Here is a 15,164-nt window from a genome sequence, read left to right on the forward strand (position 1 = left end):
GCTTTCCTTCAGATCTGGGCCTGACCGGTCGCGACACGTTGGGGAGACTTGGAACTTTCCTTCAGTGATGCCGCAGGTTCGCGATTCCAAACGCACCAGGGTGGTTTTCCGGTATCCCACTGTTCCTGCAAGACCGCTTTGTCCCGCAGCGTATCCATGTTCTGCCAGTATCCTTGATGCCGATAGACCGCGAGCTGATCCTGCTCGCTTAAACGTGCAAGCGGCTCGTTTTCCCAGCTCGTGCTGTCGTCATCGATGAGATCGAGCGCTTCCGGCTCAACAACAAAGAACCCGCCGTTGATCACCTGCCCGTCGCGCGCGTCTTTTTCGCGGAAGCGGGCAGCCCGCGGGCGATCGGAAGACAGGTTTATTGCGCCGAAGCGACCGGGCAGCTGAACGGCCGTGACGGTTGCCAGCGCGCCCTGCTGATGATGAAAACTGATCAGCTCGCGAATGTTAACATCGCTCACGCCATCACCGTAGGTAAGGCAGAACGTCGAATTCCCAAGATACTCCCTAACCCGCTTGAGTCGGCCACCGGTCATCGTTTTTTCGCCGGTATCAACCAGCGTGACCTTCCAAGGCTCGCTTCCGTTTCGATGAGTCTCAATCCGGTTGCGTTGGAGGTCGACCGTGAAATCGCCTTGGTGGGCCATGTAATCAAGAAAATAGTCTTTGATGATCGAGCCCTTGTAGCCGCAGCAGATCACGAACTCGTTGAGGCCGTGATGCGAATAGAGCCGCATAATATGCCAGAGGATCGGCCGCCCGCCGATCTCAACCAACGGCTTCGGGACCACAGAAGTATGCTCGCTAAGCCGCGTACCATAGCCGCCGGCAAGAATGACTACTTTCATCAGTTTCTCTCCTGCCTGTTTTTCAATTCTGCTATTACGCCAACCGGCTCGCGGCAAAGCTCCTAGGAAACGTAGGCGCAGCCGGCGGAGGCAAGTTGATAACTGTCAACTCCTTTTTAACTTCACGCGGGGTGTCGCTTCCGCGCTCGTTCGCATGCGGATCGCGAGACTTGACAATCGTCAAATCGGCGGCGCGCAAGAGGCGCAGTGTTCTCCTCGGTAATGGCGCACGCGTCGGAGCTCGCACGCGACAAGCAGTTCTCCGTGCCCAATGGTCAACTGTGAATGCGGAGCCTTGGCCGTGCCACACAGCAACAACTACGTTCAAATGCTTGCTGATATGCTGCCGGTCCTGTGGCGGCGGCAGCGGGTGATTTATGCGGCCCTCATTCTCACATCAGCCGCAGCATTTCTCTACTATAGCGCCGTCGGTGAACGCTACGAATCCTACACGTTGCTGCGTGTCGGACAGGGAATTAAGGATCGTACGACAGGTGGTCCCTTTGGTGAAGGCCCGGATCTTACGAGCCGCATCGAATCTCTGGCGCGGATTGCGACTACTGATCAGGTCATTCGACTGGCAGCTTCGCAGGTAGGCTTCGATCGTCTCTTTAAGAAAAATGAAGGAGGCTTGACTCCGGCAATTCGTCAATGGGCCGAACACTTCCGTGTTGCAGAATACTTTCAGTTCGGCGAAACCAAGAACAGTGCGGAACCCCTGGATACACAGCAGTCGGAAATTGCTGTCCTGCGCAGCCTTATCTCCGCCAAGGCGGAAGGGCGCACTGACCTTCTGCGGATATCCTTCCGCTATCGCGATCCGGCCATCGCGTCGGATTTCCTGAACCAGCTGGCGAACGCTTTGGTGGCCACGCAGGCCGACCTCATTCAAGTTCCTGGCGCCGAAATTTTCTTTCAGCAGCAGACGAAGCGATTGGAGCAGGAAGCTGAGAAGGCAGGCACCGATCTTAGGGATTTCTCGATATCAGCCTCGATCTATTCGGTCGCGGATCAGCGCACGTTGCTTCTCAAGCGAGCAGATGACCTTGGGAACCTGATTGCCTCAACGCGTGGGTCGATAGAAGACCGGAAGGGCCAGAAGCAGGCAATTCTGGATCAACTCATGATACTGCGACCCGTATACCAATCCAGAACAGTTACCGGCGTCGTGAACAATCTTCGCGGACGCGATCATAAGGACACTGAGAACGCTGTCGGAGTGGTGCAGAATGAGGAAGCGCCGCCGTTGCTTCTCGTGAAGGTCTATCAGGATGCAATGGCTAATCTGTTGAAGGTTAACACCGATCTGAACGGTTCACTCAGACTCGAGAAGCACCTTACTGCCGAGCTTGAGAAGGTCAATGCAGAGCTGGCATCTCTCTCATCAAAGGAAGCAGAGTATGACCGGCTAAAGCGCGTCCTCACAAGAGCTTCAATCGCTGCAGACCACTACGGAAGCCGCGTGATCGAGGAGCAAATCAACCAGGATATTGCCAAGAAGACGCAACTATCGAGCGTTCGGGTGGTCCAGCTGGCGGAGCAATCGACCGTTCCCGTATTTCCGCGAGCAGCACATATCTTCATTTTGGCGTTGGTCGCTGGCTTGGCGCTGGGGTCGGGAATTGCAGTGATGCTTGAGCTGACCCGAATTCGCAGGCGTGACGAAACCGAGGACGATCTCGGAAACGCCATCGACGAAGCCGTTAAACGGTCTGTGCGCAGTCACCTTAGGGAGATTCAGGTTAGGGATATTCAGGCTGCGGAATAATAATCATCCAACCTGTGGCGTCCCGGGACAGAGCCGACGGCAAGCGCCTCAGAGGACCCCTTGATGGCTTATCTGACCGACAGCGATCTGGGATTTTCCAAAGGCGCCCACAAATCGGCATCCTCGCAGTATTTTGTGACGATTCTTGCCTCGGTCGCCCTGATAAATGTCCTCACGTTTTTCTATCATTTATTGAATTCCGCAATATTCAATACTCTCAGCAATGCTGTATGCATCGGGCTGATCGCCTATGCCGCATATATTTTATTCCGATCGCAGCACAACAGCGCGGCAAACATCTTCTATATTGCTGCCGCATGCGCATTTACGATTCTGAGCATTCTCTTTAATGCGTCGAACGCGTCGATAATCGTCGGAATTAAATACCTGTCCATCTATGTATTTTATGCGGCCGGCCACGTCAGTGCGGAGAAATTTCGCCAAATTGAAATTCGGTATGTTTGTTTTCTGGCGGCCTTGCCGATTTTCTTCTATTTGGCATTCGGAGATAGTCGCATTCCTGAATTTATCCAGGACAACATTGGCAATACATTTTCCTATTTTGCCAACGCCAACGTAGCCACCTTGTATTTCTCCGCTCTTGTATTTGCTTTGGCAGAGCGGTTTGGGGGGCGCGCGATTCTTCTGCAATTCGTCAATGTAGCGTTGATGAACAAGGTGGGAGCGGCCGTGGCAACTGTGGTTGCCATAGGCTTGTGGATCGGGATTCCGATCAGAAAGGAATCGGTGATCGCGCTGGCGATCTTCATTATCGTCGCCGTCACCGCTGTTTGGCTCGGTGCGTTCGATCGGGCTTTTGCGACATTCGATAGCATGAACCTCCTGGTCCAGCTCGGCCCCGAGACCGTTTCAAGGATGTCATTTCGACGCCTCGTTGAACTCACGGGAACGACAGATTTATCCGGATTTTTCCGCGTGATTCACTGGACGAATATATGGGAGGTCTATTCGAGCAAGGGCTTCGGGACGATTCTTTTTGGATACGGTATCGCGCAAACGCCGGATCTAACCGTTTTAAAGTTGGGTCCGCACAACGACTATCTCCGCTTGCTCGTCGAATACGGACTGATCAACCTGGCTGTGTTCGTTTGCTTCCTGCTGCATGTACTGCTCAATCTGAAGGCAGGTCTGACCAGGGTACTTTTCATGGTGTTACTGATCTATTTCCTTTCCGAAAATCTGATCGACCATTTCGCTTCAATGACGCTTTATTTCACATACGCTGGGCGATTTTCATTGGCGTCAGGAAACATCGCGTCCAACGGCGATGCGACGGAACTTGCCCACGAAGCCTAGTTTTCCGATTACCGGCCGCCGACGCCTGGAGCGCAGGCCTCGTTCGCAAGAGACCCGACAGAAGGGTCCTTCCGATGCGCATGGATCAACGTCGCCGTACCAGCATAACCTCTCCTCGCAGGCTGCTGATGTTAGCCGAGCTGATCGCGCACGAGAACTCAGACGAAGACGCCTGCGCTTCGCCTGGAGCGATCTCATCCAGGTTTGACGGCCGTTTGACGATGTCGCCAAGCTTGCGCGAATGACTGTTTGAGGTACCGAAGTCGCTCTGCTATCGGCCTTGGGCAGAGGATGACCGCTGCAAATTTCAGGACCGACAACTTGTTCACGGTAACGAGGTCGTTTCGAAAGCGCCATACCAGCGCTAAAATCTCGGACAAACCGGCGCCGCTGCTGCGGTAATACGCCAAAAACAACAAGGCTCGCCGAGAAAAACAGCGCCTCGCTTGCAACTCAATTTCCCGGCGTTCAGATACAACCTTGACGCGTTCCTCTGCCAACTCCGAAATAAGATTCGCAACCCTCCAGCCGTCCGACAGAATCTGCACTGCACTCAATCTGCCCGTTTCCGAATCGGCATGAAAATTGACGGTTGACCAAGCTTCATTGACGAAACCGACTTTACCTCCAAAGAGAAGGGGCGCCCAAGCTGCGACGTCCGCTGTATGAGGATAATCGAGCGGAAATCCCCCGCGCGAACGCAAGATCTCCGTTCGCATCATAACACTGCAGTTTGCGACAGTAATCTCATCGGTCAAGAATTCCATAAGCACATCCATACCGTCCCGGAGTCCCGAGCCAATGCGTTTACTGGCGCGGGCTGGCCTGGTGTGGCCCGACGAGGACATATGGAAGTTATTCAATGCGACAACGATAGGAACTTGCGTTTGCTTTCCGATGACATCAACGCACCGTTCGATTAATCGCGGATGTATTCTATCGTCGTCGCAAACCAAAACGACGTATTCGCCCCTGGCAGCCGCCAAGCATATATTCCAATTGGGAAGAAGACCGATGTTTGCTTCCTGTCTTATTACCCGCAGCCTTTTATCGGTGAATTCCTGCAAGACCTCCGCCGTATCGTCCTCCGATGCGTTGTCCGAAACGAGTATTTCGATGTTCTCATAAGTCTGCAACAAGGCCGACTGAACGCAACTTCTGAGCAATGCGGCTCTGTTGAACGTTGGAATTGCAACGGTAATGAGGGGACGGCCCGCCGATTCCGATGAGGATGACATCGCCCACTCCTGTCCTGACACTGATGTTGCCGTGGGCGCCATCAATCTGCGATCCTACGCCGAGAGTTCTCTAACAACGCGCTCAAGACGACTGCATCCTGATTGAACAACCGGCGCGCTCATGTAGCAGCTTTGATGATCAGATAGGACTTGGGCAAGAAGAGAAACCGCTCAATGACGAACTGCCCTTCCGGAAAGAGACGTCGAAACTCCTTGGCGGTTAGCAGATTTGTTTCATCGAACAATTGTCTCGTCAGCGCTGCATTGCGCTCCACCAGTCCGAATGGTGAAAACTTCGCAACAACTCGGCCCATGGGCCTCGGCAACCAATGCAGGAACGGCATTAAAAAATGAAGCTCAACCGGAAACGATTTTGCGGGAGTTTGGATAATGTAATTTCGCGCTACTCGGGTAATCTCGCGCGCAAGTCCGATGCGTTCGGGTGGTGGAACGTGCTCGATAACTGAATTGCAGATCAGTATATCAATCTGCTTGTCATTTACCGGAATGTGTTTTCCATCGTAGACCGTTGCCTGGATGTCGTCAGAGTCTCGCCCCAGGTTGTCAGGATTAAATTGACGATCCAGCGCTATATTATAGATCATAATTCGCTTTGGCTTGATTTCCGATTTTACGAATCCCCAAAAATGAAGCGAACCCCCGACGTCTGCTACCGAACGATTGTCGATATCCGGAAAGAATCGTTTGATCCGCCGGGCGCGCGATATCCGGAACGCTTTCATAAACGGCGATATGACTGTGAATAAACCTGACATCTTTCATTCCCCGGATACATGCAAGACGTCTCGCAGGCGACCCGTCGACCGCGTCACACGTGCTAGGCCCGGTCTTGTAATGGAGATTCAGAAACCGAGCCTTATTCAATCTTCATTCCTACGTCGCGTCGCAGCTGCCGCGGACACACTTAGAGTCCAGACGCCGCAGAGTAATGCTGCCGGCCGCTGGGAAATTTGACGATCATCAACTTGGACGATTGCTAAATTGGGCTCGAATAGACCCCTTAGAATGCCCCCGGAGCTATTGCGGCTTTGTATGCAACGGCCGACCCGCATCTTTGCTCGACGTTTCTCCCAGTCGCTTTACACCTACCGCAACCGTGGGGAACGCGAGAGCCGTGACCATACGCGCAGACATCCGACCAAGCCTGAGGAGTTTTGGAAATGGCCCGAGTTGCGCGACCTTTTCCAACATCATGCTCTTGCGAGCAGCCCATTCAGACGGTTTGGGCGTGAGGTGATATTTACCCAGCAGCCTGGGATGGAATGGAAAGCCCCAGACCTCCTGAAAACCTGCATCCAAGAGGAACTCGTTCATGTCGGTGAAAGAAAACTCTTTCAGATGAAATCCTTCCGCCTTCGAGCCGAAGGGCAAAAAATACCTGCTGACATCATGCGGTCCGGAGAACGAATGCGGTGTCAGAACCACCAGATAACCATCTTGAGCGAGCATCTCATAACACTTGGCAAGTATGTCGGGCGTTTCGTCCGGCACCAGGTGTTCAATCACATTGTCCATGACGATGACGTCGAACTTTGCCGGGGGATCGTAGTCAAGAAAATCGCCGTGCTCAACGTGGTCTGATATCGCGAAGCGGCTGAGATCCTGCTTCGCCTGTGCGATCGACGCTTGAGACACGTCGATGCCGTAAACATTGTATCCGTCCTTCGCCAGCGCCATCAGCAAGTTGCCGCTCCCGCAGCCCAGATCGAAGATCGTCGCAGTATGCTTGCGTGACGGTGATAATAGCGACTTCACGATACCGACCACCGTATCGGTGTAATTAGTTTCGCCCCCGCCGGGGTTGTAGTTCTCGATTATGTTACCAATCACATCGCTGTAAGCTTGCTGGAACACCTGTCGGCGTTGATCCGATCCCTTTGGCGTTTCCAGTATCTGACGAGCATATTTCTTTTCAATTTCATAATGGTGCTGGCGCCACTCCTCAAACGTAGTGGGCCCTCCCGACTTTCCATTCATGGCCGATACTCCACAACGCCGCAGACTGCGGTCCGCAGCACGCAGCTGGCGACTGGATCGTAATCGAGGCCACTACGGGCTTATTGAGGATCGTCAACTTGGTGATAAGCGCGGCCTATACTTTGGACTCTTGGGGATCTCGCCATGCTGTTCGATCCTTACGAGTTCCTAGTTCTCATATTGTCGCTCGCACTCATGCGATATTGCGAACTGAGTCTCCGTACAAACGGACCTGCCAGAGCGTTTCACCTGACGGGGCTAGCCGTGGCGTTCTGTATGGCGTCGGAAAGTTTCGTTCTGGCTAGTCCCGCAGAAGTATTGCCTGATAAGAAGACGATCTCGCCAATTTTGGATGCGATAGATCAGAACACTCCCGGCCAAAGCCAGGGATATCCTTTCGGAGTGCCGAGGAATTACGCGTGGTATCGCGGCTCGCACAAGCCTCCGGGCGCCAGCTCGCCACCTTCGGATTTCACCGCCGTCACAGGATGGGGGCAAGTTTATCCAAAAGCGGGAGCGCCTGAGTATACGAATCCGGATGGAGGTATCGTGGTCGCAAATGCAAAAACCTACGTGCACCTCAGCGGCACCTGTGAATGGATATTAATACAGGACCAGTCGGCACACGGGATCGCTGGGGACCACTTTGTCTCGGACTTCAAACCGAAGCCCGCTCCTCCGATGAAGTTAAGCACGCAGCCGGACGGCAGCGTGGCCATCGGCTTTCCACCCGTGGGATACAATAACCACTTCTGGATAATAGATCGGGGCACCTATCCCGCCGGAAGCGTCGATGGTGTGTATGTCGAAATGGATATGAAAATAAACGACGCAAGCATGAAGTTCGTCGCGAACGTTGGAGCCGATTGGTGGCGTGACGCAAGCTCCACATTTCTGCGGAATTTCGCCAACAATCCGGGGGCCGGGATGAGTAACTGGGTCGAACTTTCGACGGATTGGTCCACTCTCCGCTTTTATTCTTGGAGTACACACAGGCTTCTGATGAATCCGCCGCCCCCGCTCGCGGAAACAGCGCCAACACCTCGCGATGTCAGACCTCGCGCGACTGCTTCTCCATGCTCTCTTCCAAATCGCAGGGCCGACCACCCGCTTATTGTTCCTTCTCTGCCAGGCGAGACTGGCCACGCACGATAGCGGGCCTCCGCGATCGACCAAGCCTCCGGCGCGTCTTCCCACGAGTTTGGAGTTCCTCCTGCAAGAAATTGATATTGGATGTCAGTTCCATCCGCCCCTGACATTATCGACGGAGGGACGTTTTGCCGCGTCTGGTTGCAAAGTGGTTTGGTTTCAAGTGTTTCGGCGAAGCTCACAACGCAGTCCTGAAGCGTTCTACCCTCCTTTCAACGGTTGCCCCAAAACGAAACACATTCACGACAAAGTCTGTTGCCAGCGTTCCCCTCGATTTTGATCTGACCGACTCACAATGCGGATTGCGCTTGTGAGCAAAGGTTAGGTTTGGGGATGGGCGGAACCATTAGGGGAACAAGTGAATGGCAATTTCTATCTCGAACATCATCGCCCAAAACACGGTTGGCGGCAGCGACGGAGTTCCCGTTGGCGTACCGGCGGGTTGGGGCTTTTACAGCGGCCGGAACGTGGACGACCCCACGCCTCCGTCCAATTTCACCGCCGTGACCGGTTGGGCGCATATTTATCAGGAAGCCGGAACTCCGGCGTATACGAATACATCGGCATCGATCGAAATTGCGAATTCAAGAACCTATGTTCACCTCAAAGCTACCGGCGAATGGGTCCTGGTTCAAAATCAGGCAACAGGCGGAATCACCGGGGGGCAGTTCGTTACTGACTTCTCCGGCCCCACCCGGGACATGAGGATAAGCACTGGCTCAGGCGGCAGCACGGCCATCGGTGCGCCTCCGGCCGGGTATATGGACCATATCTGGCCAACCGCACGGGGAACTTTCGCAGCCGGATCTGTCGACGCCGTGTATGTCCAAATGGACATGCGGGTGACCGACCCGAATCTGCACCTGATTGCCCAGCTGGGAGCCGACTGGTGGCGCAATGCGAGCGCCCCTTTTGTAAGCGATTTCAGCAATAATCCGGGAGTCGGCACCAACAATTGGAAAGAGCTCTCGACCCAATGGTCCACGCTGGGCTTCTATTCTTCAACCACAGCGCAATTCCAGGCAAATCCTCCGCCGCTGCTTGGATCAGTACAGACTCCCCCGGTTACTGGCACGCCTGACACAACTGCGCCTGCGGCGCCCAAGATTGTCGCGTTCACACCAGATACGGGCACCGTCGGAGACAGGATCACGACTGCGAGCGTCCTGACATTGTCCGGCACGGCGGAGGCAGGCAGCACCGTCAAATTGTTCGACGGGACAACTCAGATCGGCACGGCCAAGGCGACAACGAGCGGTGCCTGGAGTGTTGCGACGGCCCAATTGCCTACTGGTACGCACAACTTTACTGCGAGGGCGACGGATGCCGCTGGTAACACCAGTTCGGCATCATCTGCGTTAAGCCTGAGAGTGGATGCGGCATCTGTGCCGCCGGTGACGTCGCCCCCAGTAACGTCACCGCCAGTGACAGGTGCGAACCTGCTGGTGAACGGGTCGTTCGAGGCGTCCCCTGTCGCATCGGGCCGTTGGGCAGGCTTCAGTTCCATTCCCGGCTGGACTGCGTTGACCGGCGGGACGATCGAACTGTGGAACAACCTCAACAACGTAAAGGCGACGGATGGTTCAAACTTTGGCGAGCTCGATTTTCTCGGTGCTCGTGACGGCTTCTATCAGTCCGTGAAAACTGTTGCCGGACAGAGCTACGAGCTCACCTTCGATGCGCGCTCGCGCCCCGGTTTCACCGGCTCGACGACCACAATGGAGGTGCTGTGGAACGACCAGGTGGTCGCGTCCGTCGTGCCCGGCACCGCCGGCAGCGACTGGAAGGCCTTTAGCTTCTCCGTTACCGGCACCGGCGGAGAGGACCGCCTCACCTTCCGGGAGGCCTCTGACCAGGGGGCTGACGGGCTGGGCGCACTCTACGACAATGTCAGCCTGGTCGCTGTGGGAACAGCCCGCGCGGCTCAGCCAGCGCTCCAGCAAAGCGCCGTTATCCAAACGTCGATGGATTTAGTAAACCAATACGCAGCCACAAGTTTTGCTGATTCAGGTGCCGGCCTTGCCGGGGCACTACGTCAGGCCGACTTGAGTGCAAACTTGGCGCAGACATTGGCTAAACCACATTAGCCGAGTTGGAAGCTCAGCATTGAAGCATCGCTCCCTCAGCGCGCGTTAGCTGACGGGAGTGGGCATCAATGTGATCTCAGGGAAGGCTCTCTCTCGCCTGCATGCATTTCGGGCGGCCATCTACGTGAGAGAATTATCGTTTCGATCATGTTTCCAATTCTCAAAGAAACACGGAAGACAATATGAACCGTGAACGTCTGGAGCGACTGGCGGTACTGTTGGAGGGGTACCGTGGCAACGATGCCCCCCGCTTTAATCTTCAAAACTGGGGTAAAGCCGAGAACCGACGGGCTGGATTTCTTTGGCTGGGTCAGCGCCCGTGCAACACAGCGGCGTGCGCTGTGGGTCTTGCGTGCGACTCAGGCATCTTCGCGGAAGATGGTTTGTCGTACGAAGTGGACAAAGAGACCAATACGCTTAATCCAGCATTTCGTGACCTCCAGGGCTGGAGCGCAGTGAAGTCCTTTTTCGATCTTGGCCAAGTTCAGGCCACTACACTGTTTGCCGAACATTCCTACGAAATAACCGAAGGCGAGATCGCGGCGAAAGCCGTGGCAGCACGGATTCGACAGATGACAGCGCCACTCGATGCCTTTGTCAAAGAACCGCAAGAGCGATGAATTCGCTATTTCGCTAAGTAAAGGAACTGAATGGCTCGAATAGAGCCAATGCCCACCAGTCCTCCGGCAGCCTTTACCAGGAAATCAGCCAAACGAGCGTGGCGCTGAAGAATCTCAATTTGACCCAGTTCGAACAAACCCGCCGCGCCGATGAGCAGGAAGGGCAGCACAAGCAAGCGATCAATATATGCCGCCGCAAAAATGCCCCCCACGCAACCCCACGCAATGAAGCGCTCTAGATTGGCAGGTAACAATGTCAGAGGCCGTTGCGAGATAGGCCCAATCGTCACTATGGCTAAGGCTGCCAATAACACCCAGGCTGCAAACCGACAAACAGTCCTCCATGGGGTTGGCATCTGTGGAACTCTCGAGATTGATATCCATCCGCGACGACCAGCAGCTGGCAGCAGGTATGTAAATTTGGCCGCGCATCACGATAGAAGCGAAAGCGACACCGGATAGCCTCTGCCCCTCCTGATACAAAGTAGCCAGCCCTTTTCACTGGCGCGGGGAATCCATCATGGAGACACAACAGGAAGGGCGCGATCGATCGGCGACGAACGGGACTGCTTTCGCGGTCGGGTCACCCGCGGAGCCGGCGTTGCGCGCCGACGAAACACCGGCTGTACCGGCCGCCCCACCAAATGAGTTTCAGGTCCGTCCTCGAGCGCCCGACGATAAACGCCGAGGGCGCCATCGATGGCTTCCACCGTCCGATCGATGTCGTCGTCCGAATGCGAATAGCTGACGACCAGCGAGGGAGCAAGCACGCCGCGGCGAATGATCTCCTGCAAAAACAGCGTACGAAAACTTTGCGACAACGCACCATTGCGGTCACGGCAAGCGTAGACAAGATTGGAAGATCGGCCCAAGAGTTGGAAATGTTCAGCTACGTTATGGCGAGCCGCCGCATCTTCAATGCCAGCCTGCAGTCTCCGACCTTGCCGCTCCAGCGTCTCGACAACAGGCTCGCTGCGATAAATCTTCATCACCGCCAGCGAGGCGGCGAGCGCGGAAGTCTCGGCACCATGAGTCGTCGACAACAGAAATACACGATCGCGATTGTGATCGAAGCCGCCGAGCCGCATGATCTCGCGCTTGCCCACCAGTGCAGATATCGCGAAGCCGTTGCCTAACGCTTTGCCAAACGTTGAGAGGTCGGCCTCAACGCCGTAATGGCGTTGGGCCGAGTGCTGCGGCCAGCGAAATCCAGTAATCATCTCATCGATAATCAGAAGCGCGCCGTTACGATGGCACAATTCCCGCAGACCCGCTAGAAATCCGTCCGCAGGCTCGGCATCCTTGGCGGCCTCCAGGATTAAAGCTGCAATACGCCCCGGGTGAGCGGAAAACATCGCCGCCACCCCAGGGAGATCATTGTACCGAAAAGTCAGCGTCAGATCGCTGATATCCTGCGGAATGCCGGCGTTCATCGGCGTCGTAGAGATCGCCCAATCGTCATAAGAATAGAAAGGGTGGTCTGCGCACAGCGCAACCAGGCTGCGGCCGGTGTACGCTCGGGCGAGTCGAACAGCGGCAGTGGTGGCGGTTGAACCGTCTTTCGTGAACTTCGCCATTTCCGCACCGGGCACAATCTCGAGCAGGCTCTCAGCGCAGTCGACCTCCAGTGGCGAAGGCCGCGTGAAATTATTTCCGCGGCAAATCTCCCTGAGGACAGCGGAAACTACTTTCGGAAATGCGTGTCCAAGCCCGACGGCGCGCAACCCCATCCCGTACTCAATGAACCTGTTGCCATCAACATCCCAAACGTGGCAGCCCAGCCCTCTTGCAATGAACCCAGGTGCCAAGACCGGGTATTGATCGTCGCCCTTGGCATAGGTATGCGCCCCCCCCGGTATCACCGAATGTGCACGAAGGCGCAACGCGTCGGACGCAGCAAATCTATCTCGCCTCTCGTCGCTGACGAGTATGGCGGATTGGTCAAACTGTTCCAGTTTCATGAACTACGTCCCAATACCTAAAAAAACAGGCCGAGAAATAATGCAGTTCCATTATGGTAGGGGGCATCTCGGTAAAGTTGAGATATCTCAAGTCCGCCACCGCTATGACGCATCGCCCGATGTTACGACTGAACTCGAAAGGCGCTTCAAGCGGAAGTCTTGAGTCGCATTACTTCTGAAATGCGCGTCCTTAGATTTCTCACCTTCATTCAACGCAAATGTTCTAGGTCCTAGGCTTGTTCTTGATAGTTGGCTTGGCTTTAGATCCACGCGCTGTAGCCAGTTTCGCTGCCATAAATGCGGCTTCTGTGCGGTTTCTAGCGCCAAGCGCGCGCAGAAGTGCAGCCGTATGAATTTTACTTGTGCCTTCCGCGATATTCAGCTCTCGCGCGACTTCCTTGTTCGACATCCCTCGCGCAAGCAAGTTCAAAACTTCGTTCTGTCGGGGCGTGAGTTTTAGAGTTTCTTGTTGGATACTCGCTGGCGACGGACGATGACGATCCTCATCGGATGTATCCGCCAGCCAACCTGGTACGTATATTCGTCCGGAAAGTAGATCGCTTATCGCAGCAAACAATTCCTCCTCCGGCTGAAGCTTGTGCACCACACCATGAAATCCCGCCGAAAGATAATGCAGCACGTCCGTTCGAATCTTTGAGGTGACCATAACTGCGACGCGCGTCGCCGGCCTCCCCTCGTGAAATTCAGCCAGCAGGTCGAGGGTCTCATAGCTCAGACTTGCGGAGTCAATCAGGATCAAATCAAAATGACTGTTTGAATCAACACTTGAGAGTTTCGGAGCTTCAGCCACTCGAGAATATGGGAACCGGGCCTTTATCAATCCTCGAAGACCCGCCCGATAGACGCTGTGGTCATCGACAACCAGAATAATGGACACGCTGCAATCCTATATGTTGTAATCGTCACATATCATCCGAATGCTGGCCCTCCCTGGCATTTGCAATTCTATTGACACTCTCTTGGTTCCATCGATCGACTGCGGATTCGCCCCGCCCTTGACGGAGCGCTTATTCCGAGCGTGTTGAGACGAACATCCCGAACCGGCCCTAGATTCTGATCGACTTCTGTTGCATTGCTTGCGTTCGTCGCATGCTCCTGTTCGTTGACGCACCCTTGATGTATTTTCTTTTGTCGAGATCTCAGAGTTTTCTAAATGCAATTGCTCGCGCCACTGAACGCGGCCGTGTCCGAACCGCTCCACCATCATTTCCGCTATGGACGATCCATTCGCCTTCCGCTGTCCTGCCCGTAATGACACCTACGTGATGAGACCAAACCACAACGGCTCCAATAGTCGGCCCACCGGCGTTCGAGCCGATGCTTGCCCACGCACGCGCGACCGCGAGACGAGGATTCGAGATGCCAAAGTATTTTGCCAGGTAGATGCCGCACCACGCTCTATGGCGTGAGCGGGCCTCGGCATCGATTGTGTGAGCACACAGCAAAGCTGTCCCTACAACAAGGGGCTTCAACATCGTCTTGCTCCCGGCTCGTTCTGGTGAGCATGGAAAACATCATCACTACGGATCCGGCTTGATCTCAGCCTTCCTCATTGAGCTCCTCTGCACTTCAACTGGTCATATTCCGGTGCGTGAGACGGCAATGAAGCAGTGTGCGCTTCCATTTTCTTGAAAAGCTCCAACCAACGATGCTCTTTTGGAGGAAGAGACAACCCGGCCGAATGGCAAACGGGTTTTCCATTAAACGGAATCTGAGCATCCAATAATTCGAACTCATAAGTCTCTTCGGGCGTGAGGCCGGCAAGGACGCGACGACGCATCTTGTCCAGGACATACGCATCAGAACGCAAGGCATTTCTCCCTTCGTGCTTCCGCGTCAACGAACACTCTCCCAGAATGTTCGTTGCTCAATGTCGATAGCGAAGCTCACAGTCATTCGAAGGTAACCAGCGACGAAATTACATGCTCGCGTCGGCCGTTTATTGACAGCCGTCAATATTGGAAGACATCAGCAGCCCCACAAAGACACGCAAATTTCGAATGACGCAAAAGCGAATAGGTGAGTTCCGCACCAGTGCCAACGCCCTCTATTAGCACTTCTTTTGGAATATTTTTTGAGGTGAATGAACGTGACCAGGTCAGCTGAGATCTTTACGCTCGACGTTGACGACAGATCTATACTCACATT

12 protein-coding genes are annotated in these 15,164 nt (G+C 54.7%); 4 read left to right on the plus strand and 8 right to left on the minus strand.

The features are described 5' to 3' along the window. Positions 1–8: 8 nt before the first annotated feature. Entirely contained in the window at positions 9–857 is an 849-nt protein-coding gene (rfbF, locus tag LVY71_RS18630; protein WP_235101328.1) for a glucose-1-phosphate cytidylyltransferase, read from the minus strand. 301 nt (positions 858–1,158) lie between these two features. On the opposite strand from rfbF, the gene LVY71_RS18635 reads away from it, so the two are divergent. Then, on the plus strand, positions 1,159–2,625 hold the full coding sequence (locus LVY71_RS18635) for a GumC domain-containing protein (protein WP_235101329.1): 1,467 nt from the start codon (positions 1,159–1,161) through the stop codon (positions 2,623–2,625). Positions 2,626–2,688: 63 nt separating this feature from the next. Continuing rightward, positions 2,689–3,942, plus strand: coding sequence for an O-antigen ligase family protein (locus tag LVY71_RS18640; protein ID WP_235101330.1), 1,254 nt, complete (start codon positions 2,689–2,691; stop codon positions 3,940–3,942). 194 nt (positions 3,943–4,136) lie between these two features. Here LVY71_RS18640 and LVY71_RS18645 read toward each other — a convergent pair whose 3' ends face one another. The 3 genes from LVY71_RS18645 to LVY71_RS18655 form a co-directional block, all read right to left on the minus strand. Then, entirely contained in the window at positions 4,137–5,180 is a 1,044-nt protein-coding gene (locus tag LVY71_RS18645; RefSeq protein ID WP_235101331.1) for a glycosyltransferase family 2 protein, read from the minus strand. A gap of 119 nt (positions 5,181–5,299) precedes the next feature. Continuing rightward, positions 5,300–5,956 (minus strand): class I SAM-dependent methyltransferase, encoded by a 657-nt coding sequence (locus tag LVY71_RS18650; RefSeq protein ID WP_235101332.1) that lies wholly within the window; start codon positions 5,954–5,956, stop codon positions 5,300–5,302. A gap of 262 nt (positions 5,957–6,218) precedes the next feature. After that, a complete protein-coding gene (locus LVY71_RS18655) occupies positions 6,219–7,178 on the minus strand; it encodes a class I SAM-dependent methyltransferase (protein WP_235101333.1) in 960 nt (319 codons plus the stop codon). A gap of 1,511 nt (positions 7,179–8,689) precedes the next feature. Here LVY71_RS18655 and LVY71_RS18660 point away from each other — a divergent pair. After that, complete coding sequence (locus LVY71_RS18660) at positions 8,690–10,414, plus strand: Ig-like domain-containing protein (RefSeq protein ID WP_235101334.1); 1,725 nt, start codon at positions 8,690–8,692, stop codon at positions 10,412–10,414. 182 nt (positions 10,415–10,596) lie between these two features. After that, positions 10,597–11,034 (plus strand): hypothetical protein, encoded by a 438-nt coding sequence (locus LVY71_RS18665; protein WP_235101335.1) that lies wholly within the window; start codon positions 10,597–10,599, stop codon positions 11,032–11,034. A 5-nt stretch (positions 11,035–11,039) separates the two neighbouring features. Here LVY71_RS18665 and LVY71_RS18670 read toward each other — a convergent pair whose 3' ends face one another. The 4 genes from LVY71_RS18670 to LVY71_RS18685 all read right to left on the minus strand — a co-directional run bounded on the left by LVY71_RS18670 (position 11,040) and on the right by LVY71_RS18685 (position 14,826). Further along, positions 11,040–11,288 (minus strand): hypothetical protein, encoded by a 249-nt coding sequence (locus LVY71_RS18670; RefSeq protein WP_235101336.1) that lies wholly within the window; start codon positions 11,286–11,288, stop codon positions 11,040–11,042. Positions 11,289–11,552: 264 nt separating this feature from the next. Then, positions 11,553–12,995, minus strand: a complete 1,443-nt coding sequence (locus LVY71_RS18675; RefSeq protein ID WP_235101337.1) for a glutamate-1-semialdehyde 2,1-aminomutase — start codon at positions 12,993–12,995, stop codon at positions 11,553–11,555. Between the two features lie 223 nt (positions 12,996–13,218). Beyond that, the gene (locus tag LVY71_RS18680) at positions 13,219–13,893 is read right to left on the minus strand and encodes a LuxR C-terminal-related transcriptional regulator (RefSeq protein WP_235101338.1); all 675 of its coding nucleotides are present in this window, start codon (positions 13,891–13,893) and stop codon (positions 13,219–13,221) included. 672 nt (positions 13,894–14,565) lie between these two features. Continuing rightward, positions 14,566–14,826, minus strand: coding sequence for a hypothetical protein (locus LVY71_RS18685; protein WP_235101339.1), 261 nt, complete (start codon positions 14,824–14,826; stop codon positions 14,566–14,568). Positions 14,827–15,164 lie beyond the last annotated feature (338 nt).

This window comes from Bradyrhizobium sp. G127 (assembly GCF_021502575.1).
In the GTDB taxonomy this organism is placed as follows: Bacteria; Pseudomonadota; Alphaproteobacteria; order Rhizobiales; family Xanthobacteraceae; genus Afipia.